This is a genomic window from Mycobacterium scrofulaceum (assembly GCF_002086735.1).
GTDB classification, from domain to species: Bacteria; Actinomycetota; Actinomycetes; order Mycobacteriales; family Mycobacteriaceae; genus Mycobacterium; species Mycobacterium scrofulaceum.
In genome coordinates this window covers 17,968-40,588 of record NZ_MVIJ01000037.1, presented here as the reverse complement: position 1 = coordinate 40,588, position 22,621 = coordinate 17,968, and the positions used below count along the sequence as shown (strand labels likewise).

Below are 22,621 nucleotides of genomic sequence, written 5' to 3'. Positions count from 1 at the left end.
CGCGGTACCAACATCCCGCATCGTCTGACGGTGCGCAGGCACCGGCCGGCTAGAGCTTGCTGAGCGGAGCGTGATTGTGCATCAGCTTGACGCGGCCCGCGCTGCCGAAATCGATGAGCGACATGGCCGATTCGCCGACCCCGGACACTTCCTCGACGCGACCCAAGCCGTACTTGTCGTGGGTCACCCGGTCGCCGGGCTCGAGCACCAACAGCGGGCGCTTGCCCGCGCCCGAGCGGGTGGGCGCCGCGCGCGGCGTACCGAACCGCCCTGCGCCGCTCACCGGTGCGCTGAACGACGGGGCCGGCGCGGTGCGTCGCCATTCGATGAGTTCCTGTGGAATCTCCCGAAGGAAGCGTGATTCCGGGTTCAGCATCGGCTGTCCCCAGGAGGACCGGACGATGGCCCTGCTCAGGTACAGGCGCTGACGGGCGCGGGTGATGCCGACGTAGGCCAACCGCCGTTCCTCGGATAGTTCTCTCGGGTCGTCCAGCGCGCGCATGTGGGGGAACATCCCGTCCTCCCAGCCCGTGACGAACACCACCGGAAACTCCAGCCCCTTCGCGGTGTGCAACGTCATCAGGGTGACCATGCCGGCGCCGTCATCGGGGATCTCGTCGCTGTCGGAAACCAGCGAGACGCGTTCCAAAAACTCCGCCAGCACACCGGTGTCCGGCACGTCTTCGTCGTCCGGCGATTGCAGCGACTCGTCCAGCGCGGCGGCGTTGGCTCTGTCGGTGCTGAATTCGTGTGCCACACTGACCAATTCGTTCAAGTTGTCCAAGCGGGCCAGATCCTGAGGGTCCGTGGAGGATTCCAGCTCCCGGCGGTATCCAGTCCGTTCGAGCACCGATTCGACCAGATCGCCGAGATCCTCGTCGAGGCGGCCCCTGAGCTCGTCGAGCAGCTCGACGAAACCGGCGATCGCCTTCTCCGCGCGTGAATTGAGCATCGGCACTTTGCCTTCGGCCGCCGCCACCAGCGCGTCGGCGAAACTCGCGCCGGTGTTCTCGGCGTACACCGCCACGCAGGCCTCGGCGCGGTCACCGATGCCGCGGCGCGGCGTGTTGAGGATGCGCCGCATGCTGACCGCGTCGCCGGGGTTGTCCAGCACCCGCAGGTAGGCGACGATGTCGCGAATCTCTTTGCGTTCGTAGAAACGGACTCCCCCGACGACCTTGTAGGGAATGCCGGCGCGAATGAACACCTCTTCGAACGACCGCGACGAGTTGTTGGTGCGATAGAACACGGCCACGTCGTTGTAGGTGATCTCGCCGCGATCGGCGAGCGCGTCGATCTCGTCGGCCACGAACCTGGCCTCGTCGTGCTCGTTGTCGGCCACGTAGCCGACGATCAACTCGCCGGCGCCGGCGTCGGTCCACAGCCGCTTCTCCCGGCGCCCGGAGTTGCGCGCGATCACCGAGTTGGCCGCGGACAAGATGTTCTGTGTCGAACGGTAATTCTGTTCCAGCAGAATGGTTGTCGCGTCCGGATAGTCGCGCTCGAAGTCCTCGATGTTGCGGATGGTGGCGCCGCGGAACGCATAGATCGACTGATCGGCGTCGCCGACCACGCACAATTCCGCGGGCGGCACGTCGTCGGGTGATTCCGTCACGTCGTGACCGACGAGTTCCCGGACCAGCACGTACTGGGCGTGGTTGGTGTCCTGATACTCGTCGACGAGGACGTGCCGGAACCGACGCCGGTAGTGCTGGGCGATCTGCGGGAAGGCCCGCAGCACCGCGACGGTTTCCCCGATCAGGTCGTCGAAGTCCAACGCGTTGGCCGCGCGCAGCCGGCGCTGGTACTCGCCGTAAACCGACGCCACGGTGCGGGCCAGGTCGTCGGAATCGTCCGTCAGTTTGGCCACGGCCTCCGCGGGGTCGATCAGCTCGTTCTTCAAGTTGGAGATCGCGTTCGCGAGCAGCCGGGGCGAGTAGCGCTTGATGTCGAGCCCCATGTCGCGCCCGATCATCTGGAGCAGGCGGCGGGAATCGTCGGCGTCGTAGATCGAGAAGTTGGAATTGAGCCCTTCGATCAAGGAGGCCTGGTTGCGCAGGATGCGCACGCACGTCGAGTGGAAGGTGGAAACCCACATGGCACGGGCCCGGTTGCCCACCAACCGCACCACGCGTTCGCGCATCTCCGCCGCGGCCTTGTTGGTGAAGGTGATGGCCAGGACCTGCCCGACGCCGACGCCGCGCGCTGCGATGAGATAGGCGATGCGGCGGGTCAATACTGCGGTCTTACCCGATCCCGCCCCCGCCACGATCAGCAGCGGCGAACCCTCGTGCACCACCGCCTGGCGCTGTTGCGGATTGAGGCCTTCAAGCAGCTGATCTGCTTCGGAGGTCAGGTTGGCATCGGTTGCGTACACACTCATGTTGGTCCAAACTTACCGCCGCCCACCGACGCAACGCGCCGAGGCGTGCGGCCAGGCTGGTGCCGCCGCCCCCTTCCCCGGGCCGGATCGCGCCCGCAATAAACGGTGGTTCGGCGATGCAATAGGCAAGCACTTTTGAATTGACGGTTAATTACACGCAAGTCTAAAAGGCCCTCACATTCGCGCCCGAGTTTTCGTCACCGTCAATCTCGTGCGACCGGCTATGGGGCGCAAATTCGCGCCGCGTTAATGAAATCCCCACCGGCGGGCAACCCCGGCATGGGCGCAGGCGCAATCGATCACCGGGACCGTCGCGGCCCGGCCGCCGACGGGGTAATGGCCAGTTCACGAACGCCTTTTTGCGCCGGAGCTGTTTTTAGTGGCACACTCGTTTGGTGCTCAATGCGCAGTGCCGTCGGCAGCCGTCATCCCCGAACTGCCGTCGATTTTTCTACGGGTACCGGTTAGCGGTCCCCGTGGTCTAGCTGCATTCACCAGAGCCCCGTGGTCCGCTTCCGGAATCGGGGCTCGTCTCTTTTCTGAGGCCCGGAACCGGATGAGACCATCACCCCCCACATCACGACAATGCGGAGTTAACAGAGATGAAGGTTGAGACGGTGGAAACCCCAGAGACCGCCGACCCAGAAGAGTTGAGCATCGACGAGTTGCGCCACGAGATCGACCGGTTGGACGCGGAGATCCTGGCCGCGGTGAAGCGGCGCACCGAGGTGTCCCAGGCGATCGGCAAGGTGCGGATGGCATCCGGCGGGACGCGGCTCGTGCACAGCCGCGAGATGAAGGTGATCGAGCGCTACAGCGAGCTGGGCCCCGACGGCAAGGACCTCGCGATTCTGCTGCTGAGGTTGGGCAGGGGCCGGCTCGGCCACTGAGGCCGCCCGTCACGGCCGGGGGTCGCGCCGACGGCGACGGCCCGCCGCGCCCAGCTACGCCGCGCTTGCGACCGTCACGCCCCACGGCGACGGCCCGCCGCGCCCGGCTACGCCGCGCTTGCGACCGTCACTAGATCCGACGGCGACGGCCCGCCGCGCCCGGCTACGCCGCGCTTGCGACCGTCACTAGGGTCGAAGTATGACCTCCCTGCAAAGCCTCCCCGACATCACCGCCACCGCAGCGTGGGACGCCCTGCGCAGGCATCACGAACAGATCGGCGCGACGCATCTGCGCCAGTTCTTCGAAGAGGACCCGGACCGCGGCCGCGAACTCACCCTCTCGGTCGGCGACCTCTACATCGACTACAGCAAACACCGCATCACCCGAGAGACGTTGCGGCTCCTGGTCGATTTGGCTCGAGCGGCTAACCTCGAGGAGCGCCGCGACCAGATGTTCGCCGGCGCGCACATCAACGTCTCGGAGGACCGGGCGGTGCTGCACACCGCGCTGCGGCTGCCCCGGGATGCCGAACTGATCGTCGACGGCCGCAACGTCGTCGAGGACGTACACGCCGTGCTGGACCGGATGGGCGACTTCACCGACCGGTTACGCAGCGGTGAATGGACCGGGGCGACCGGGAAAAGAATCAGCACCGTGGTCAACATCGGGATCGGCGGATCGGATCTGGGTCCGGTGATGGTCTACCGGGCGCTGCGCCACTACGCCGACGCCGGGATTTCGGCCCGCTTCGTCTCCAACGTCGACCCCGCCGACCTCATCGCGACCCTGGCCGACTTGGACCCCGCCACAACACTTTTCATCGTGGCGTCGAAAACATTTTCCACGCTGGAAACCCTGACCAACGCGACCGCCGCCCGCCGCTGGCTGACCGACGCGCTGGGCGACGCGGCGGTGTCCAAGCATTTCGTGGCGGTCTCCACCAACAAGCGCCTGGTCGACGACTTCGGCATCAACACCGACAACATGTTCGGGTTCTGGGATTGGGTCGGCGGACGGTATTCGGTCGATTCGGCGATCGGGCTCTCGGTGATGGCCGCCATCGGCAAGGAGGCCTTCGCCGATTTCCTGTCCGGATTCCACATCGTGGACCGGCATTTCAAGACCGCCCCGCTGGAATCCAACGCGCCGGCGCTGCTCGGGCTGATCGGGCTGTGGTATTCCAACTTCATGGGTGCGCAATCGCGCGCGGTGCTGCCCTACTCCAACGACCTGGCGCGATTTGCGGCGTATCTGCAACAGCTGACCATGGAATCCAACGGCAAGTCGACGCGCGCCGACGGCACTCCGGTCACCACCGACACCGGCGAAATCTTCTGGGGCGAGCCGGGAACGAACGGCCAGCACGCCTTCTACCAATTGCTGCACCAGGGCACGCGGCTGGTGCCGGCCGACTTCATCGGCTTCAGCCAGCCCCTCGACGACCTGCCCACCGTCGAAGGCACGGGCAGCATGCACGACCTGCTGATGAGCAACTTCTTCGCGCAGACCCAGGTGCTGGCGTTCGGCAAGACCGCCGACGAGATCGCCGCCGAAGGGACGCCGGCCGCCATCGTGCCGCACAAGGTGATGCCGGGCAACCGGCCGTCGACCTCGATTCTGGCCGACCGGCTCACCCCGTCGGTGCTGGGGCAACTGATCGCGCTCTACGAGCATCAGGTCTTCACCGAGGGCGTCGTCTGGGGCATCGATTCGTTCGACCAGTGGGGCGTGGAGCTGGGCAAGACGCAGGCCAAAGCGCTGCTTCCGGTCATCACGTCCGACGGCTCGCCACCGCCGCAGTCGGACAGCTCCACCGACGCGCTGGTCCGCCGCTACCGAACGGAGCGCGGACGCACCAGCTGACGTGGCGCGGCGGGAGCCCGGTCACCGGTGCTGGCTTGCGAGCTCGGGGCTCAGACCCCGCACGAAAGTGCGCAGCCGTTCCTGGGTGGCGGTCTGCGGATCGCTGAGGTGCAACTGGAGCAATTCACGACCGGCGGCATGAAGGATCCGAGCGGTGTATTCGGGCTCGTGCAACTGCGGATTGTGACGCAATAGTTCGCGGACGAAGAACTTGAGGACAACGGCCTGCGATTGGGCCAGCCGCGCATACAACTCCGGTGGGGCGCCCTGCGGCGGAAACAGGAACAGGCGCCACGTCGCGGGGTGGGCGTCCACGGCGGCCAGCACGCCGTCGAACGCGATCACCAGCGACTGGTCTTCGGAGACGGCGTCCAATCCGGCGATCGCCTCGGCGAATTGGGCGCCGGCCCGCGCCGCCTCGCGGTCGATCAGTGCGACGAACAAGCCCGCCGGGTCGCCGAACAGCTGGTAGATCAGCGATCGGTTGATGCCGGCGGCCTCGGCGATGCGGTTCGGCGTTGCCGCGTGGAAGCCCTCGACGTCGACGATCGCATGCGTGACGTCGAGGATCTGCTCGCGCCGCCCCTCGGCGCTCATGCGCCGCTTCGGGTTACCCGCGCTCATGCTTGACAGCATAACTAACAACTTGTGAGGATTGCTCACGAAGTGTTAGTTAGCGGAAGGCAGCGATGGTCACGTACTACCCCGAGCTCGCGCGGCGGGTCCGCAGCCAGCGGGACCTGCAACCCGGCCTCTACGGCGATTTCGACTTCGATCGGCGACCGGACCGCCTGGCCACCGAGCCCGACGTGGACTCGGCCCTGCCCGCCTGGGTCGCCGACCGCGCGCCGATCCTGGAAGATGACCGCGTGGTCGAGTTGATGAGCACGGCCACCCTGCTCGGTGATGTCGTCGCGGATCCCTATGCGGCCCTGATGAACTCGTACAGCGTCGCGCACCTGATCGACATGCTCAAGACGGCCTGCCGCGAGGGGATCGACGCGGTCGCCGACGCGCCCACCGAACTGGCGGAGTTCATCGCCGCCATGGAGGCCACCCCCGAGTGGATCGACTTCGACCTGGTCCGCGAAGGCGCTCGGCAAGAGCGCATTCCGGCGGCGCTGCTGGCCCCGTTCATCACCCGCGGGGCTTTCATCGCGACCTTCACCAACACCTACGCCGCGCTGCCGATGGCGCTGACCGGTGCGCTCTCGGGCAAGCGGGCCGCCCGGCGGGTCAACGAGACGGCCAGCTTCTTCGCCGTCACCACCCTGCCCGGCGCGCTGGACCGCTACGGCCCCGGCTTCGAGGCCGCGGCCATGGTGCGGCTGATGCACTCGATGGTTCGCTACAACGCCCTCAAGAGATCCGACAAGTGGGATGCGGCCGTCTACGGCATGCCGGTACCGCAGGTCGACCAGATGCCCGCCGGAATGATCGGCCAGTATCTGCTGGCCCGCCGGGCGCGCCAGCAGGGCCGGACGGAGTTCACCAACGAAGAACGTGCCGTCGTCGAATTCGCCCGCTATCGCTGCTTTCTGCTCGGGCTGCCCGAGGAGCTGCTGCCCTCCGAGCCCGCCGACATCATCCATGTCATGCATGCGCGATCGGCACTGCTGCGCGACGGATTCGACAGCATCTGCCAAGAACTCGTTCGCGGCACGATGGCGGCCTACCTGCGGCCCGGCACCTCCTTGTTCGACCGTTGCGCGGAAGCGGTCGAAAAGAGTTTCAGCAAGCTCACATTCGTTCGCACCTTCTGCAACGGCGACCGGGAGATCGCCGAGGCCATGGGGGTCTCCATGGGGCCGACGGATCTGCTGCGCGTCGCCCTCACCGCGCCGTTCATCGTCGGCCGATTCAACGTGGTGAGCCAGGCCAGCCGCATTCCCGTGCTGCGGGAGGTCACCGACGCCTACGTGATCGGGCTGCTCAAGCTCCGGCTGGCGACGTACGGGAAGCCGGAGTTCACCACCGACGCAACGCATTACACGCCAGCCATGCACTAACCGGCGGCGCGAGCGTGCGCAAATGTACGCGCCCGACCGGCGTGTCGCGTACAAACACGGACGCTCACCGCTAGTCAGCGGTCAGGCGAACCACTTGGTCAGTGACGGCGGCAGCACCCGCATCACCTGCACCAGCGGCGCCCATGGCCACCACGGCACGGCCTCCCGGCCGGGCTCGCGTTCCATGGCAGCGACGAGCGCGTTGACGCCAGTCTCGTTGTCCACCATCAGCATTGTGCTGTTCGACTTGGCCGTCATCTCCGACTCGATGTAGCCCGGCTCGATGACCGAGACCCTGATCGGCCCCTTGGCGTATTCGGCCCGCAGGGATTCGCCCAGCGAGCTCAGGCCGGCCTTGCTCGCGGCGTAGGCGGCCTTGACGCCCGGCACCCCCTTGTTGCCGAGCACCGACGAGATCAGCACCAGGTGGCCCGAGCCGCTCTTGTTGAACATCTCCAGCGCCGTCTCGATCTGCACCAGCGCGGCCACCAGGTTGGTCTCGATGGTCGCCTTGTTCGCCCAGAGCTTGCCCGAGCCGAGTTTGGCGCCCTTGCCGATGCCGGCGTTGACGATGACCCGATCGATGCCGCCGAGCTCGTCGCTCAGTTCGCCGAACACCTTGGGCACCTGCTCGTGGTCGTTGACGTCGAGCGCGGCCACGGCGATCCTGATTCCTGGATACCGTTGGGACAGTTCGTCCTTCAGCTCGTCGAGCCGGTCGGTGCGCCGCGCACACAGCGCCAGATCGCGGCCCTTGGCGGCGAAGGCGCGCGCCATGCCGGCACCCAGGCCGGAGCTGGCACCCGTGATGAGAATCTTCTGGCGAGTCACCCAGGCAGCATAGCGACCGCGGCCGTCGACTACTTGAGCAGCCGCGACATCCGCCGGTCGGCCAGCACCTTGCCACCGGTCTGACACGTCGGACAGTACTGAAAAGACTTGTCCGCGAACGAGACTTCACGGACGGTGTCGCCGCACACGGGGCACGGCAGGCCGGTGCGGGCATGCACGCGCAGCCCGGAGCGCTTCTCGCCCTTGAGCGTGGCCGCCCCCTGGCCCACGGATCGGCTCACCGCATCCCGCAGGACGGACACCATCGCGTCGTGCAGCGTGGTGAGCTGCTCGTCGGTCAGCTTGCCCGCGGTGGCGAACGGCGAAATCTTGGCGACGTGCAGGATTTCGTCGCTGTACGCGTTGCCGATGCCGGCGATCACCTTCTGATCGGTGATGACGGTCTTGATCCGCCCGGTGTTGCCGGCCAGCAGCCCGGCGAGGTCGTCGACGCCGAGTTCCAGCGCGTCCGGGCCGAGGGCAGCGATCCCGGGCACCGTCTGCGGGTCGGTGACCAGCCATACGGCCAGCCGCTTCTGGGTGCCCGCCTCGGTGAGGTCGAAGCCGGGCGCCTCACCGGGGGTGCCCAGGTGCACCCGCAACGCGATCGGGCCCTTGCCGGGACGCAGCGGCGCCGCGCCGAGTTTGTCGGACCACCGCAGCCACCCCGCCCGCGACAGGTGGGTGATCAAGAATAGCTCCCCGGCCTCCAGCCCCAGGTATTTGCCCCACCGGTGGGCGCCCGTCACGGGCTGGCCGTGCAGCGCGCCGAGCGGCGGATCGAAGGTTTTCAGCACGGACAGGGCGCCGACGTCGACACGCCCGACGGTCAAGCCGACGGCATGGCGGCGCAGGTGGTCGGCCAGCGCTTCGATCTCGGGCAGTTCGGGCACGCCCTTCAGTCTGCCGGTCTGAGCAAATAGGTGTCCATGATCCAGCCGTGCCGCGCGCGGGCCTGCGCCCGCAGCGCCGCGATGCGCGTGCCGACCTCGCCGACGGTGCCCGCCACGAGCAGTTCGTCGCCGGTGCCCAGGTACGCGCCCCACCAGATGTGGGTGCCGGGCGGGCACGCCCGAAAGGAGCACTCGGCGTCGAGCATGACGACCGCGGATCCGGTCAGCCCGTGCGCGCGCAGCTTTCGGCCGGTGGTGATCAGGACCGGCTCCCCGACCTCGTTGAGCGGGATGCGGTGTCGCGCGGTCAGCGCCTGGATCGCGGTGATGCCGGGGATGACGTCGAAGGTGAAGTCGAGCTCGGCCTTGACGGCGTCCAGGATGCGCAGCGTGCTGTCGTACAGCGACGGATCGCCCCAGGCGAGGAAGGCACCGACACCGTCGGGGCCCAGCTCGGCGCCGATGGCCGCCGCCCACACCCGCGCCCGCGCCGCGTGCCAGTCCGAGACCGCCCCGCGGTAGTCGGTATCGGTCGACCGTTGCGGATCGGCCAGCTCGACGAAGCGGTAACCCGGCTCGCGGATGAAGCGGGCGCAGATCTCCCGTCGCAGCGCGACCAAATCGCTTTTCGCCTCGCCCTTGTCCATCGCGAAGAAGACCTGGGTGTCGTTGAGCGCCTCGATCGCCTGGGCGGTCACGTAGTCGGGATCGCCGGCGCCGATGCCGATGACGTGGATGTGCCGGCCCAAAACGCTCTCCTGCCCGCGGGTTGCTCGATCAGATTGCCGAATTGAAACCTAAAGGGCCTAGTCCGAGCCAAAAGTACCCAGTACCATGGGTACCGTCTGAAGCACCCAATGAAGGGACGCCAGCCAGATGACATCTGCGGTGAAGCCAGCTGGGCCGAGTCGGGAAGAGTTCTCCGAGCGCCTGCTCAGGGGCTCGGTGAAGAAGTCCTACGAGCCGGTCGTCGACATCGACTGGGACGCGCCGCTGGACCCGGACAAGTTCTACCTGCCGCCGCGGCTGGTGTCGCTCTACGGCACCCCGATGTGGGACGAGATGACCCGCGAGCAACAGATCGAGCTGTCCCGCCAGGAGCTGGTGAACACCCTCTCGGCCGGCATCTGGTTCGAGAACATGCTCAATCAGTCGCTGCTGCGGACGATCCTGCACGAGGACCCGACGAGCCGGTCCACCCATTACAAGCTCACCGAACTGGGCGACGAGACACGCCACATGGTGATGTTCGGCAAGGCCATCGAGCGCATCGGCGCGAAACCGGTGCGGCCCCGGCTCTTTCACCGGATGATCATCAACGCGCTTCCGCTGGCGTTTCAGCGGGGCTCGATGCTGTGGGTGGCCGCGCTGATCGGTGAGGAGATCTTCGACTCCCTGCAGCGCCAGATGATGGACGACCCGGAGTTGCAGCCGATCATCCAGCGGCTCATGCGGATTCACGTCACCGAGGAGGCGCGCCACATCCAGTTCGCGCGCGACGGCGCCCGCAAGCGGGTCGCCGAGATGCCGCGGTTCAACCGCTGGTTCATGGCCAACATCAACGGCCTGGGCGGGTACTTCTTCAACTACCTGTTCAGCAATCCGATCCCGTATGCGCGCACAGGCCTGGACCCGAAGCGGGCGCGGCGGATCGCGCGGACCAGCCCGCACCGCCGCGACATTCAGGTCGCGGGCTTCGCCCCGCTGGCGGCGTTCCTGACCGAAGTGGGTCTGCTCGGCCCCATCGCCCGCCGCGGCTGGAAGCGCAGCAGGTTTCTGTGACGCGGCCGCCCGGCCCCGGCGACCCCCGTCATCCCGTCGTCGTCCTCGGCGCGCACCCCGGCATGCGGTCGGCGTTCTCGGCGACCGGTCTCACCGACTTCGTCGTCCTTCACGGGCCGGCCGCCAACGTCCGGTCGAGGTTTGACGAGGCCACCGATAGCTGGCTGCTGAGGACGGCCGGCGGGGAGGACGTGCGGGCGCGGGCCGTCGTCGCCACCGACCCGTGGCCCTTCGTCCCCTGGCTGCCCGACCTCGCCGGCCGCGACGATTTCCCGGGCGCGTCGTTTCCCGCGGCCGCGTGGGCGCCCGACTTCGACCCGGCCGGTAGGCGCGTCGCGGTCGTGGGCACCGACGCCGCCGCCGGCCACCACATCGGCCGATTGAGCCGGACCGCGGCGTCGGTCACCGTCTTCGCCCACGCACCGCGCCGCGTTGTCACCGAGATGCCGCTGTGGTCGACCCGGGCCAGACGCTGGCTGCGCCGTCGCATCCGAACCACCGCCGAGCGCCCGTCGGTCAGGCTGGCCGGGTCATCGATCGAGGCGGTGACCGCCTCGGGCATCCGCACCCGCGACGGCGTCGAGCACGGCGTCGACGCCATCGTCTACGGCACCGGTTTCGCCATCGCCGAGGGGCTGGCCGAGGGCGCCCTCGTCGGTGCCGGTGGCCATGACCTCCGGCAGGCCTGGCACGACGGCATGGAGCCGTTCTGCGGGGTGGCGGTTCGCGGCTTTCCCAACTACTTCTTCATCACCGGGCCCGACGCCGCCGCGCAGGCCCGCTACGTCGCCGAGTGCCTGCGGACGATGGAGCGCACGGTTAGCGGCCGCATCGAGGTGCGCGCGAGCAGCATGCAGGTGTTCAACGAGCGCGCCCAACTCAGCCCCGACCCGCCGCCCCCGGTGACATCCGCCTTCGACCTGTCGTCCAGCGCGCCCGAACGCGACGACACCTACGACGGCGCGGCGACGCTCGAGATAGCCGGTACCAGCCATCCGGTGCGGGTCCGGCTCACCGGCCACCTCGACCCGATCGACGGCCGCTACCACTGGCAGGGGACGGTGTTCGGTTCGCCGTCACGGCCGCTGCCGGACCAGACACTCACCCAGACTCGGACCGCGACGTTGACGGTGGGCCGGCGCAGCGCCGCCGCGCGGATCGTCGAACAGACGCCGTGGGGCACCCACTCGGTCGCCGGCGTGGGAGCCCCGCCCTACCCGGCCGGCTGACCACCGCCTTCCGCTGGTCATCGACTGATGTTTTGGGGCGCGTCGCCGCGTTTGGGGGTGCCCCGCGGGTGGTAAACCCGGGGGATGCGCGTGCTGCGCAGCGACTTCGAACATCGTGTTCGACGCGGTAGGGGCGGGGGCCTGCAACGGGTGGGGACCGGCACGCGCCCCGTTCGCGCCGCGCCGCCCGCCGCGCGCGCCCTGGGCCCGGCCCGCGTGGGCTGCGCTTTCCGGTGGCGGGTAGGCCGCTCGACCCGAATTAGACTTTTGCCGCCGAGGGCGGATACTCAAGCAGTTGGCCCGGCAGTGATTCGAGGAGCAGCGATGGAACCGGACGACACGAACCAGCTGGGAAGCCGGATTGCGACGTCCCCCTCGCGTTCGACCCAGCCGGGGGTCCGGGCGCCTCGACAGCACGGGATTCCGAGGGGGAAGGGGCCCCGGCGGTGAGTTCGGTAGCCGAGTCCCCCAGCTCACTGGCCGTCGCGATGCACACGGATCAGTCGGTGGCCATCCTGACCGTCGACGGTGTGCTCGACACCTCCAACTCCGCGGCGCTGGGCGACCACATCCTGCAGGCCACGCTGGACGAGCCTGCCGCTGTCATCGTCAACATCTCCGCGCTCAAGGTGCTCGCCGAATTGGCGTGGTCGACCTTCATCGGCGCCCATTGGCAAGTTCGCGACAAGCCCAACGTGCCGATCGTGCTTGTTTGCGCGCACCGCGCCACACGCGAGGCGATCACCCGCAGCGGCGTCGCCTATTTCATGCCGGTGTACTCGACCGAGAAGGCGGCGATGAAGGCGCTCAGCCAGCAGAGCAGGCGAGCCGTGCGCCGCGCCGACGCGCGACTGCCCGCGGACCTGACCAGCCTGCGCGAGTCCCGCCGCCTGGTCCGCGAGTGGCTCACCGCCTGGTCGCAGTCGACGCTCATCCCGGTCGCGCTGGTGGTGGTCAACGTGTTCGTCGAGAACGTGCTGGAACACACCGCGAGCGTGCCGATGATGCGGATCGAGAGCCACGGCGCAACGGCGACCATCGCGGTCTCCGACAGCAGCCACGCCCCGGCCCTGCGGCTACCGTCGCCGGCCAACGGCATCGACGTGTCCGGCCTGGCGATCGTCGAGGCGTTGTCCCGCGCGTGGGGCAGCACCCCCACCTCGGACGGCAAGACGGTGTGGGCGGTCATCGGACCCGAGAACCAGCTCTGACGCCGTATTGTGCTCGGAACCCCGGCGCGGGTAGAACTAGAACACGTTCTAATCTCGTGTGACGACCCGTTCCCAGGAAGGCGGATGACGTGCGGTTCACCTACGCGGAGGCGATGACCGACCACAAGTACTACATCCCGCTGGCCCAGGCGGCCGAGGCGGCCGGGTACCACGCGATGACGATCGCCGACAGCATCGCCTACCCCTTCGAGTCCGACTCGAAGTACCCGTACACACCCGACGGTGATCGCGAGTTCCTGGATGGCAAGGAGTTCATCGAAACCTTCGTGCTGACAGGGGCTTTGGGGGCGGTGACGACGAAGCTGCACTTCAACTTCTTCGTCCTCAAGCTGCCGATCCGCCCGCCGGCCCTGGTGGCCAAGCAGATCGGCTCGCTGGCCGCGCTGACCGACAACCGGGTGGGATTCGGGGTCGGCACCAGCCCGTGGCCGGAGGACTACGAACTGCTCGGCGTCCCGTTCGCCAAGCGCGGCAAGCGCATGGACGAATGCATCGAAATCATCCAGGGCCTCACCAGCGGCGACTACTTCGAGTTCCACGGCGAGTTCTACGACATCCCGAAGACCAAGATGACGCCGGCTCCCACCGAACCGATCCCGGTCCTGATCGGCGGCCACGCGGACGCGGCACTGCGCCGCGCGGCCCGGCTGGACGGGTGGATGCACGGCGGCGGAGACCCGGAGGAACTCGACGGGCTCATCGCCAAGCTGAAGCGGTATCGCGAAGAGGCCGGCAAGACCGGACCGTTCCAGATCCACGTCATCTCGGCCGACGCCTACACCGTGGACGGCATCAAACGCCTCGAAGACAAGGGCGTCACCGACGCCATCGTCGGCTTCCGCATTCCCTACATCAAGGGCAAGGACACCGAGCCGCTGGAGACCAAGATCCGCAACCTGGAGATGTTCGCCGAGAACGTCATCGCGAAGGTGTAGCGGCGGAGACCGGGGAGGCGGGCCACCGCCGTCGGACCCGTCACAGGGGATCCCACCTGGGCGACCGCTTCTCCCGGTGCGCCCGGGCCGCCTCGACCGGGTTGTTGGTGAAGCCGCTGAGGATCTGGGTGCGGTTCTCGATCTCGATGGCGTGGCGCAGGCTGGGCGCGTCCAGCGCCGCGTTGAGGCCGATCTTGGTCTGCCAGACGCCATAGGCGTTGTTCTCGGCGATCGACCGGGCCACCTTCAGCGCGGCCGCCATCAAATCGTCCGGGGCCACCACCTCGTGCACCAGCTTGATGCGGTAGGCCTCGGCCGCGTCGATGATGCGCCCGGTCAGCATGAGTTCGCGGGCCACCCCCGCGCCGACGAGCTTGGGCAGCAGATAGCTGGTGCCCATGTCCATCGACGAGAAGCCGGCCTTGATGAACGCCGAGCCGAACCGCGCCTGGTCCGAGGCCACGCGGACGTCGCAGACCAGCGCGAACGCCAGCCCCCCGCCGACGGCCACGCCGTTGACCGCGCCGATCACCGGGATGGGCAGCTCGTAGATGCGGGTGAAGAGGTCGGCGAGCCGGACCTGGGCGTCGTAGTTGACCTTGAACGGCGGGGTCGACGGCCTGGGCTTGGTCCACGGCTCCCCCGCGCCGCTCAGGTCCGCCCCGGCGCAGAAGCCGCGCCCGGCGCCGGTGAGTATCGCGGCCCGGAACTCCCCGCCACCGAGCACGTCCAGCGCATGGTCGACGCCGTCGATCAGCGATCCGTCGATGGCATTGAGGCGCTCCGGCCGGTTCAGGGTGACGCGGGCGATGCCGTCCTCGACGGTTTCCAATTCCACTGCGGGCATGGCAGAAACCGTAGGCGATGCGGTATTCATCGACGGGGCATACCGTGGTTTGGCCCCCACATCGAAGGAGAACGCATGGCACGAACCGAGGGTGACAGCTGGGACCTGGCCAACAGCGTGGGGGCGACGGCCACCATGGTCGCCGCCGCCCGAGCCGCCGCGAGCCGGAGTCCGCAGCCGGTCATCACGGACGACTTCGCCGAACCGCTGGTGCGTGCGGTCGGGTTGGACGTGTTCACCAGGCTGGCCAGCGGCGAGCTCGACCCCGCGGAGCTCGAGCAGAGCGTCGGGTTTGCCCGGATGGTCGACACTTTCGCCGCCCGCGCCCGGTATTTCGATGACTATTTCGCCGCGGCCGGGCAAGCGGGGCTGCTCCAGGTGGTGATCGTGGCCTCGGGGCTGGACTCCCGCGCCTACCGGCTGCGCTGGCCCATCGGGACGACGGTGTACGAGATCGACCAGCCCGAGGTGATCGCCTTCAAGGCGGCGACCATGTCGGAGATCGGCGCGGCGCCCACCGCCAAGCTTCGTGAGGTCGGGATCGACCTGCGCGAGGACTGGCCGGCGGCGCTTCAGGAGGCGGGCTTCGATCCGGCCCATCCCACGGCGTGGCTCGCCGAGGGGGTGCTCATCGGATGGCTCCCACCGGAGGCGGAGGTTCGGTTACTGGACTCCATCATCCCGCTGTCCGCCGAGGGCAGCCGGTTCGCCGCCGACTACGGCACCGTGACCGGCAGCTCGCCGGCGGCCGAGGAGCAATCCCGGCTGATGACCGACGGCTGGCGACGGCACGGGCTCGACATGGATCTCGCCACCCTGACCTATCCGGGCGAGCACACCGACGTCGCGGCGCACCTGCACGAGAATGGCTGGGAGACAACCGAATCCCGGCTCACCGATCTGTTCTCGGCCGCCGGGCTGCCGGAGTTGGGGCAGGCCGCGGAGCAGGTCCCCGCCACGACGATCAAATTCGTTCGCGCCGTGCGCCTTTAGCCGCGCCTGGCCAGCCACTCGGCCTGCATCACCAGCAGGGCCATGACCTCCAGCTGTGGTGTCGCGGGGTCCAGTTCGCGGTACCGCTGGTAGACGTTGACGACGACGCGCTCGGCGTCCAGCCAGGTCGCATACTCACCGAGGTCGATGGTGTCGGCCGCCTCGGACCACGACAGCCCCCGGCGGTAGGCGGCCTCGGCCTGTTCGGAGACATGCTCGAGATACCCACGCACCGCCCGGATTCCGTCCGGATCGCTGACGGGCCCGTGTCCCGGCACGACCGTCGGCGCGTCGAGTGCGATCATCGTGTCGCACGCGGCGATCCAGTTGGCGATCGGGCCGGCCCACACGATCGGGGTGCACCCGATGAACAGGAGGTCGCCGCCGAACAGCACCCCCGCGTCGGGCACGTGGACCACCGAATCGGCGGCGGTGTGCGCGGGGCCCAGGTTGAGCAGATCGATCCGCCGCCCACCCACATCGATGGTCAGCTCACGGTCGAACGTCTGATCGGCGTTGCGCACCGTGATGCCGCTGAAGTCGAAGTGCCCGAACCGGTCTCGCGTGTAGGGCGTGGCGACCGGGCCGAGGTTCGCGGTCTGGGCCATCGCCAGCATCTCCGGTGCCATCCCGTGCGCGATCTCCTCGGCGGTGCCGCGCGCGGCGATGATCCGCACCGAGGCGTCGAGCAGTTGATTGCCGTGGGTGTGGTCCCCGTTGGAGTGGGTGATCACCGCGTCGGTGAGGGGCGCCGAAGAGGTGATGTCCCGCATCGCGGTGAGCATTTCGCGGGTCAGCGCCAGGTCGAACAGGGTGTCGACGAGCAGCGACGCGCCGTCGCCGGCGACCAGCCCGGCGTTGCTCCACCCGTAGCCCCCGTCCGGCAGCGTCCACGCCCACACCCGGTGACCGACCGGGTGCAGGCCGCGGGTGTAGGGCACCTTCGCCGGCGCCCTGTTCACCCGCCGCGTCGCGGGCGCGGCGTCCGGATTGGGCCGGGCCGCCAACGGGCGCGGGGCGGCGCTGGCGCGCACGGTCTGCCGGGTCTCCCCGAGCCCCTGGACCCGCAGCGTGACCACGTCGCCGTCATGCAGCCAGCCGGGGAACGAATCGAGCGCCGCCGGGTTCAGGTGCTCGACCAGGGTGCAGGTCGGCACGGTGCCCGACCCGATGACGTCGCCGGGGAGCAGCGTCACGCCGCGGGACGCGTAAGAGATGACTTCGCCGAAACTCCAATCCATTTGGGCGGTCGACCCCGACCCGATCACGATGTCGTTGACCAGGGCCGTCACCTGCAGGTCGAGCCTGCCGCCCCGCCGGTAGGGCTCGAGCTCGTCGGGAGTGACCAGGTAGGGGCCCAGCGTCAGGCCGCTGTCTTTGCCCTTGCCCTGCCCGATCCCCAGTTGGCTTTCCATTTGCTGCAGGTCACGCGCGGACCAGTCGTTGAAGATGGTGTAGCCGATGATGGCCCGCTCCGCTTCCTCGACCGAAAGGTCCCGGCCGGGTGTTCCGATGACCGCGGCGATCTCCAATTCGAAGTCCTGCCAGGCGCTTCCGGGCGCGGTGCGGGCGTCGTCGTATGGGCCCAAAACCGTTGCCGGGCAAGCGAAATAGAATGCCGGTATGCGATACCACGTGTCGGCCAGCGCCCGCCCCGCACCCATCGCGGCCTGGCAGTTGCGCATGTGATCCAGGAAGCACAGCGAGTCGCGGATGGACGGCGGGCGCGGGATGGGCGCCAGCAGCCGCACCGCAGCCACCGGCACGGTCTCCGCCGGCGCACGCAGCGCCTCCTCGCCGGCCGCACGCAGCCCGTCCGCGCCACCTGCTACCAGGTCGAGCAGGGGCACCCCCGCGGGCATCGCGTGGATGGTGTCACCCGAGAGCACCCCGGTGCGCTCTCCCCCGGCGCCCAAGTAGGTCACCCATTTCATTCGCGCACCACCTCACTCGGTTCCTTATCCGGCCGCAGCCCCCGCCAACTCGATTGGCGCAACCGGTCATCCGGGGTCCACTCGCTGTAGCGCACCTCGCCCACCAGCGCCGGCTCGACGTACGTCACGCCCCTGGCCTCGCCGCGGGGAAGCGGCGGGGTGAACGGGGATCGGTCGGTGTGCAGCGGCGCCAGCGTCCTTTTCAGGTTCGCCAGGTCACGCTCGGTGAACCCGGTCCCGACCCGCCCGGCGAAATGCAGGCCGCCCTCGACCGGGATGCCCATCAGCAGCGAGCCGATCCCGCTGCTGCGCCCGCCCTCCCCCGCCTTCCAGCCGCCGATGACGACTTCCTGGGTGTTCCAATTCTTGTCCTTGACCCAGGACGCCGAGCGCCGGCCCGGCTGATACGTGGAGTCGCGCTTCTTGGCGACCACGCCCTCCCAGCCATGCTCGCGGGAGTGCGCCAGCGCCCGTTGCCCGTCGCCCGGGAGCAACTCGGGGACGATGAGGTCGCTACCACTGGCCAGAGTTTCCAGCAATTTTCGGCGATCCTGGTAGCGGGCCCGCAGCAGCGAACGGCCGTCGAGGTAGAGCAGGTCGAACGCCCAGAACTCCACGCGGCTGGCGCGGCCCCGGTTCTGCATCGCGTGAAAGCTCGGCACGCCCGAGGCGTCCAAGACGACGGCCTCCCCGTCGAGCACCACGTGGTGGTCGGCGAGTCCGGCTGCGAGCGAACGCAAATCGGGATATTCGTTGGTGACCTCGCGGCCGCGCCGGGACCGTACCCGCAGGGCGCCGTGGTCGATTTCGACCAGCAGCCGGTAGCCGTCCCATTTGCCCTCGAAGGCCCACTGGCCCGCCTTACACGCCGCCACCGAACCATGGGTGGCGAGCATGGGCGCAAGCCCGTCGAAGTCGAAGGTCTTCTGCTCCTTCATCCGGTGGGCCAGCCATTGGTCACCGTTGGTCTGGATCAGCGCATAACGGCCCGAGACCTTGTTGCCGTGCAGATTGACGATGACCTCCCCCTTTTCGGCGGAGTCATTGAACTTTTCCGCCTCGTAGGTGCCGGCGTCCCAGATGACCACCTTCCCGGCGCCGTATTCCCCGCTGGGGATGGTGCCCTCGAAGGTGGCGTATTCCAGCGGATGGTCCTCGGTGTGGACGGCCAGGTGGTTCACCGAGGTGGTTTCCGGGAGGTTCTTCGGCACCGCCCATGACACCAGCACGCCGTCGCGCTCCAGCCGGAAGTCGTAATGCAGCCGGCGCGCGTGGTGCTCCTGGATGACGAAGGAGTTGCCTTGGCCGGTAGTCGGCTTCGTGCGCGGGACCGGTTCCGGGGTCTTCGACGCGTCGCGCATGCCGCGGTACTTGGTCAGCCGATCCGGGACGGCGACGTCGCTGTCCAGGCGCGCCAGCAGATCCCCGTCACGCGCGGCGCGGGCGAGCACCTCGTCGTAGCGCAACTGGCGCAGCCCCGGATCGTCGATCTCTTCCCAGGTGCGCGGTGCCGCCACCGTCGGATGTTCGCGTCCCCGTAGGGAGTACGGCGCGATGGTGGTCTTGGATCCGTTGTTCTGGCTCCAGTCGAGGAACACCTTGCCCGCCCGCAGGCTGCGCGTCATGGTCGCCGTGACCAGGGTGGGCATCGACTGCTCCAGTTGCTGTGCAACGCGTTTGGCCAACACCGTGGCGCCCTTGCTGCTCACCGGGTCCGCCAGCGGCGCGTACAGGTGCAGGCCCTTGCTGCCGCTGGTGAGCGGGAACAGCGTCAGCCCGATCCCGTCGATGAGCTCGCGGACGGCATGGGCGACCTCGGCCAGCTGGGCCATGGTCACGCCTTCGCCGGGGTCGAGGTCGAATACCAGCCGGGTGGCCGGGCCGGGCTTGAGCACCTCCGCCTTGCTCCGGGTCCACTCGGCGACGAACCGCCACTGCGGCACGTGCACTTCCAGCGCGGCCTGTTGCGCGATCCAGGCCAGCCCGTCGGGGCTGTCGATGATCGGATACGTCGTGGTCCCGGACCGGTGCGTGACGCTGCCGCGCGGCAGCCAGTCCGGCGCCGAGGAGGCGAGTTGTTTCTCGAAGAAGGAATCCTGTTCGACCCCGTTCGGCCAGCGCTTGCGGGTGGCCGGGCGCCCGGCGATGTGCGGGATCATCACCTCGGCGATCCGGGTGTAGTAGTCGAAGACGTCCCGCTTCGTGGTCCCCGTGGCGGGGTAGAGCACCTTGTCTGCGTTGGTGAGCTTCACCCGCGGTGCCATAACAGTCAACTTACGCGTTTCCGTATTGTTAACGGCCCTGACCACCGAATATCGTTGGCGCACCCAATTTCTTTTGTGACATCAACCACGGACGGGTTAAACCCGCGACCACATCGGGGCACAGTGGGAACGATGTTTGATGTCATCCCGTCCCCCTGGCGTCCAGACGGCGGCGTCCCCCTGAGTGACGCGACACTCCAACTGCATTCCCGGCGAATCGCGGTGCCCACGTATGAGAGGTCGGCCCTTCGGCGGGGCGTGGTCCACATCGGCGCAGGCAACTTCCACCGCGCACATCAGGCCGTTTACTTCGACGACCTTGCGCGCGCGGGCATTTCGGATCGTTGGGGTGTTACCGGTGTCAGTCTGCACTCCCCCAACGCCAAAGACCTACTGTCCGCACAAGATGGGCTGTACACCGTGGTGCAGCGGGGCCATGACCGCCAGACCGCCCGGGTCGTCGGCTCAATCGGTTCCATCCACTACGCGCCGAACGACGGGGCGGCCGTGCGCGCAGCCCTGGTGGATCCCCACACCCGCATCGTCAGCCTGACCATCACCGACAACGGATATTTCTTGGACCCGGTCACCGACGAGTTCGCCGCCGACGACCCCGACGTGCGCGCCGATCTCGTCGCGTCCGACGGGTATGCCACGGCGTGGGGATATCTGGCCGAAGCGCTCGACCTGCGTCGCCGCGCGGGCATGGCGCCGTTCACGGTGCTCTGCTGCGACAACATCGCCGGCGACACCAGGCCGGCCAAGACAGCGCTGGTGTCGTTTGCGGCGTTGAAGGACCACAGCCTTGCGCGCTGGATCGACACTCACGTCGCGTTTCCGTCGACCATGGTGGATCGCATCACCCCGCAAACCTCGAACTCGGAGCGCAAATTCGTCGAGCAGACCTTCGGCGTGGCCGATAGATGTCCGGTGGTGACCGAGCCGTATCGCCAATGGGTGATCGAGGATTCGTTCAGCAATGGGCGGCCGCCGTTGGAGGAGGTCGGTGCCGAATTCGTTGCCGATGTCAGCGACCACAAGCTGATCAAGACGCGTCTTCTCAACGGAACCCATATCGCGCTGGCGTGTTTGGCCATCCTGGCCGGTTACCAGCGCACCGACCAGGCGATGCGCGACCGCGTGCTCTCCAGTTACGTCGAGAAGCTCTTGCGCGACGAAATTCAGCCACTGCTGCCCGCAGTCCCGGGGATGAACACGCCCGAATACCGGGCGACCTTGCTGGATCGGCTCGGCAATCCCCAAATGAGTGATCAGTTGTCGCGGCTGGCTCGCCGGGGAACGACCAAGATAACGTCGTTTGTGCTGCCCTCCCTGCAGCAGGCGATCGCGCAGCACAGGCCGCACACGCTGCTGTTGTTGGCCGTTGCCGGCTGGGCCCGCTACATGCGCGGCCACGACCTCAAGGGGCGCAAGCTGCACCTCGAGGACTCGCAGGCGATACCGGTGGCCAAGCTGGCCGACATGGCGGGCAACAACCCCGATCCGCTGCTGCGGCATGCGATGTTCGCCGACCTGCGCCCGGTTCCCGGCTTTGCGCTGCGCCTCGGAGACATGATCGCGGACATCGACACGCGCGGGGTGGTGCCCACGCTGCGTGATGCGCTGCGCGACGACGAACGGCAGTTGGTGTCACGATGAACGACGAGCTGACCTTTGTGCGCGAATTCGACCCGGCGCCGATTACGACCCTGCTGTGCGACGCCGACGACAACCTGTTCCCTTCGGAGAGGCCGGCGTTCGAGGCGTCGACGGAGGTGATGAATCGTTTCCTGGCCCGGTTCGGTGTGACCGCTCCGCTCAGCTCTGAGGAGTTGCGTAAGCGGGCCGTCGGGAAGAACTTCCGTGCCATGGCCCTCGACCTGGCGGTGCAGTGTGAGCTGCCGATCGATCAGGCGTTGGCCCAGGCTCTTCCCGGGGCGGTGGTCGCCACGGGCGGCGACATGGCGCGCGGCGAGGCGTTGGTCGCCGACGAACTCGAGCGGTGGGTGCGCGAAGAGCGCGAACGCGTCACCGCTCATCTGGGGGTCACCCTGACGCCCGATCCGCGGGTGCTGGAACCGCTGGGAGAACTCGCGCCGCATTTCGCGCTCGCGGCCGTCAGCTCCAGCGCCACCAAGCGCTTGCGGGCCTGCTTCGCCGCCACCGGCATCGACTCGCTGATACCGGAAGCGGTGACCTTCAGCGCAGAGGATTCACTTCCGGTGCCGACCAGCAAACCCGACCCGGCGGTGTATCTGCATTCCGGCCGGGTACTGGGTGTGGAGGCGGAACAAGGACTGGCCATCGAGGACTCCGTGGCGGGGGTGGCTTCCGCGGTTGCGGCCGGTTACGCCACCGTCGGAAACCTGATGTTCGTGTTGCCCGACGAACGGGATTGCCGCCGTGCGGAATTGATCGATGCCGGCGCGGTCGCGATAACCGATTCGTGGCGTGCGCTTGCCGATGTCCTGCTGCCTTCGGCGGTGCCGGCCGAAGGCAACCCGCTCACATAAGGCATCGATTGGTGATGTACCG

Annotated in this window: 17 protein-coding genes and 2 pseudogenes; 10 read left to right on the top strand and 9 right to left on the bottom strand. The window is 68.0% G+C overall.

Going from position 1 to position 22,621, the window contains the following annotated elements; translation table 11 throughout:
- Positions 1 to 49: 49 nt before the first annotated feature.
- Positions 50 to 2,383: a DNA helicase PcrA gene (gene pcrA, locus BST44_RS20990; protein WP_083179020.1), complete on the bottom strand. Its 2,334-nt coding sequence runs from the start codon at positions 2,381 to 2,383 to the stop codon at positions 50 to 52.
- A 569-nt stretch (positions 2,384 to 2,952) separates the two neighbouring features.
- Between pcrA and BST44_RS20985 the strand changes: the two are divergent.
- Together BST44_RS20985 and pgi are read left to right on the top strand one after the other, a co-directional pair.
- A pseudogene (locus BST44_RS20985) lies at positions 2,953 to 3,273 on the top strand (chorismate mutase); the annotation flags it as partial.
- Between the two features lie 199 nt (positions 3,274 to 3,472).
- Positions 3,473 to 5,137, top strand: a complete 1,665-nt coding sequence (gene pgi / locus BST44_RS20980; protein ID WP_083179019.1) for a glucose-6-phosphate isomerase — start codon at positions 3,473 to 3,475, stop codon at positions 5,135 to 5,137.
- Between the two features lie 21 nt (positions 5,138 to 5,158).
- On the opposite strand, the gene BST44_RS20975 is transcribed toward pgi, so the two are convergent.
- Positions 5,159 to 5,734 (bottom strand): TetR/AcrR family transcriptional regulator, encoded by a 576-nt coding sequence (locus BST44_RS20975; RefSeq protein WP_167380237.1) that lies wholly within the window; start codon positions 5,732 to 5,734, stop codon positions 5,159 to 5,161.
- A 92-nt stretch (positions 5,735 to 5,826) separates the two neighbouring features.
- On the opposite strand from BST44_RS20975, the gene BST44_RS20970 reads away from it, so the two are divergent.
- On the top strand, positions 5,827 to 7,146 hold the full coding sequence (locus BST44_RS20970; RefSeq protein ID WP_083179017.1) for an oxygenase MpaB family protein: 1,320 nt from the start codon (positions 5,827 to 5,829) through the stop codon (positions 7,144 to 7,146).
- An 81-nt stretch (positions 7,147 to 7,227) separates the two neighbouring features.
- On the opposite strand, the gene BST44_RS20965 is transcribed toward BST44_RS20970, so the two are convergent.
- The 4 genes and pseudogenes from BST44_RS20965 to cobF all read right to left on the bottom strand — a co-directional run bounded on the left by BST44_RS20965 (position 7,228) and on the right by cobF (position 9,619).
- On the bottom strand, positions 7,228 to 7,977 hold the full coding sequence (locus BST44_RS20965; RefSeq protein ID WP_083179016.1) for an SDR family oxidoreductase: 750 nt from the start codon (positions 7,975 to 7,977) through the stop codon (positions 7,228 to 7,230).
- Between the two features lie 29 nt (positions 7,978 to 8,006).
- Positions 8,007 to 8,474, bottom strand: a complete 468-nt coding sequence (locus tag BST44_RS31025) for a zinc finger domain-containing protein (protein WP_231989271.1) — start codon at positions 8,472 to 8,474, stop codon at positions 8,007 to 8,009.
- 153 nt (positions 8,475 to 8,627) lie between these two features.
- Positions 8,628 to 8,870: pseudogene (locus BST44_RS31020) on the bottom strand (DNA-formamidopyrimidine glycosylase family protein); the annotation flags it as partial.
- A 5-nt stretch (positions 8,871 to 8,875) separates the two neighbouring features.
- Positions 8,876 to 9,619 carry a precorrin-6A synthase (deacetylating) gene (gene cobF / locus BST44_RS20955; RefSeq protein WP_083179014.1) on the bottom strand — a complete coding sequence of 248 codons (744 nt, stop codon included), beginning with the start codon at positions 9,617 to 9,619 and terminating at the stop codon, positions 8,876 to 8,878.
- A gap of 127 nt (positions 9,620 to 9,746) precedes the next feature.
- Between cobF and BST44_RS20950 the strand changes: the two genes are divergently transcribed.
- From BST44_RS20950 to BST44_RS20935, 4 genes are all read left to right on the top strand, one after another.
- Positions 9,747 to 10,652, top strand: a complete 906-nt coding sequence (locus tag BST44_RS20950) for an AurF N-oxygenase family protein (protein WP_083179013.1) — start codon at positions 9,747 to 9,749, stop codon at positions 10,650 to 10,652.
- The gene (locus BST44_RS20945; protein WP_244184887.1) at positions 10,649 to 11,881 is read left to right on the top strand and encodes a DUF4873 domain-containing protein; all 1,233 of its coding nucleotides are present in this window, start codon (positions 10,649 to 10,651) and stop codon (positions 11,879 to 11,881) included. The genes BST44_RS20950 and BST44_RS20945 overlap by 4 nt, the downstream gene beginning before the upstream one ends.
- Before the next feature lie 488 nt (positions 11,882 to 12,369).
- Positions 12,370 to 13,092, top strand: coding sequence for an STAS domain-containing protein (locus BST44_RS20940; RefSeq protein ID WP_142274617.1), 723 nt, complete (start codon positions 12,370 to 12,372; stop codon positions 13,090 to 13,092).
- Positions 13,093 to 13,181: 89 nt separating this feature from the next.
- The gene (locus BST44_RS20935) at positions 13,182 to 14,048 is read left to right on the top strand and encodes an LLM class flavin-dependent oxidoreductase (protein ID WP_083179011.1); all 867 of its coding nucleotides are present in this window, start codon (positions 13,182 to 13,184) and stop codon (positions 14,046 to 14,048) included.
- A 40-nt stretch (positions 14,049 to 14,088) separates the two neighbouring features.
- Here the strand turns inward: BST44_RS20935 and BST44_RS20930 are convergent, their stop codons facing one another.
- A complete protein-coding gene (locus tag BST44_RS20930; RefSeq protein ID WP_083179010.1) occupies positions 14,089 to 14,895 on the bottom strand; it encodes an enoyl-CoA hydratase/isomerase family protein in 807 nt (268 codons plus the stop codon).
- A 75-nt stretch (positions 14,896 to 14,970) separates the two neighbouring features.
- Between BST44_RS20930 and BST44_RS20925 the strand changes: the two genes are divergently transcribed.
- Positions 14,971 to 15,888, top strand: a complete 918-nt coding sequence (locus tag BST44_RS20925; RefSeq protein ID WP_083179009.1) for an SAM-dependent methyltransferase — start codon at positions 14,971 to 14,973, stop codon at positions 15,886 to 15,888.
- Here BST44_RS20925 and BST44_RS20920 read toward each other — a convergent pair.
- Together BST44_RS20920 and BST44_RS20915 are read right to left on the bottom strand one after the other, a co-directional pair.
- On the bottom strand, positions 15,885 to 17,822 hold the full coding sequence (locus tag BST44_RS20920) for a fumarylacetoacetate hydrolase family protein (protein WP_083179008.1): 1,938 nt from the start codon (positions 17,820 to 17,822) through the stop codon (positions 15,885 to 15,887). The two genes, BST44_RS20925 and BST44_RS20920, sit on opposite strands and share 4 nt — an antisense overlap.
- A complete protein-coding gene (locus tag BST44_RS20915; RefSeq protein ID WP_083179007.1) occupies positions 17,819 to 20,086 on the bottom strand; it encodes an ATP-dependent DNA ligase in 2,268 nt (755 codons plus the stop codon). Before BST44_RS20915 ends, BST44_RS20920 begins: the two co-directional genes overlap by 4 nt.
- A 132-nt stretch (positions 20,087 to 20,218) precedes the next feature.
- Here BST44_RS20915 and BST44_RS20910 point away from each other — a divergent pair, with 132 nt between their 5' ends.
- Complete coding sequence (locus BST44_RS20910) at positions 20,219 to 21,745, top strand: mannitol dehydrogenase family protein (RefSeq protein WP_083179006.1); 1,527 nt, start codon at positions 20,219 to 20,221, stop codon at positions 21,743 to 21,745.
- A complete protein-coding gene (locus BST44_RS20905) occupies positions 21,742 to 22,599 on the top strand; it encodes an HAD-IA family hydrolase (RefSeq protein ID WP_083179005.1) in 858 nt (285 codons plus the stop codon). Before BST44_RS20910 ends, BST44_RS20905 begins: the two co-directional genes overlap by 4 nt.
- The last annotated feature ends 22 nt before the right edge of the window (positions 22,600 to 22,621 follow it).

Coding starts and splice junctions, on each gene's coding strand:
- BST44_RS20940 (WP_142274617.1), top strand. CDS start 12,370: ATGCACACGGATCAGTCGGTGGCCATCCTGACCGTCGACGGTGTGCTC.
- BST44_RS20905 (WP_083179005.1), top strand. CDS start 21,742: ATGAACGACGAGCTGACCTTTGTGCGCGAATTCGACCCGGCGCCGATT.
- BST44_RS20920 (WP_083179008.1), bottom strand. CDS start 17,822: ATGAAATGGGTGACCTACTTGGGCGCCGGGGGAGAGCGCACCGGGGTG.
- BST44_RS20925 (WP_083179009.1), top strand. CDS start 14,971: ATGGCACGAACCGAGGGTGACAGCTGGGACCTGGCCAACAGCGTGGGG.
- BST44_RS20930 (WP_083179010.1), bottom strand. CDS start 14,895: ATGCCCGCAGTGGAATTGGAAACCGTCGAGGACGGCATCGCCCGCGTC.
- pcrA (WP_083179020.1), bottom strand. CDS start 2,383: ATGAGTGTGTACGCAACCGATGCCAACCTGACCTCCGAAGCAGATCAG.
- BST44_RS20915 (WP_083179007.1), bottom strand. CDS start 20,086: ATGGCACCGCGGGTGAAGCTCACCAACGCAGACAAGGTGCTCTACCCC.
- pgi (WP_083179019.1), top strand. CDS start 3,473: ATGACCTCCCTGCAAAGCCTCCCCGACATCACCGCCACCGCAGCGTGG.
- BST44_RS20910 (WP_083179006.1), top strand. CDS start 20,219: ATGTTTGATGTCATCCCGTCCCCCTGGCGTCCAGACGGCGGCGTCCCC.
- BST44_RS20970 (WP_083179017.1), top strand. CDS start 5,827: ATGGTCACGTACTACCCCGAGCTCGCGCGGCGGGTCCGCAGCCAGCGG.
- BST44_RS20975 (WP_167380237.1), bottom strand. CDS start 5,734: ATGAGCGCCGAGGGGCGGCGCGAGCAGATCCTCGACGTCACGCATGCG.
- BST44_RS20950 (WP_083179013.1), top strand. CDS start 9,747: ATGACATCTGCGGTGAAGCCAGCTGGGCCGAGTCGGGAAGAGTTCTCC.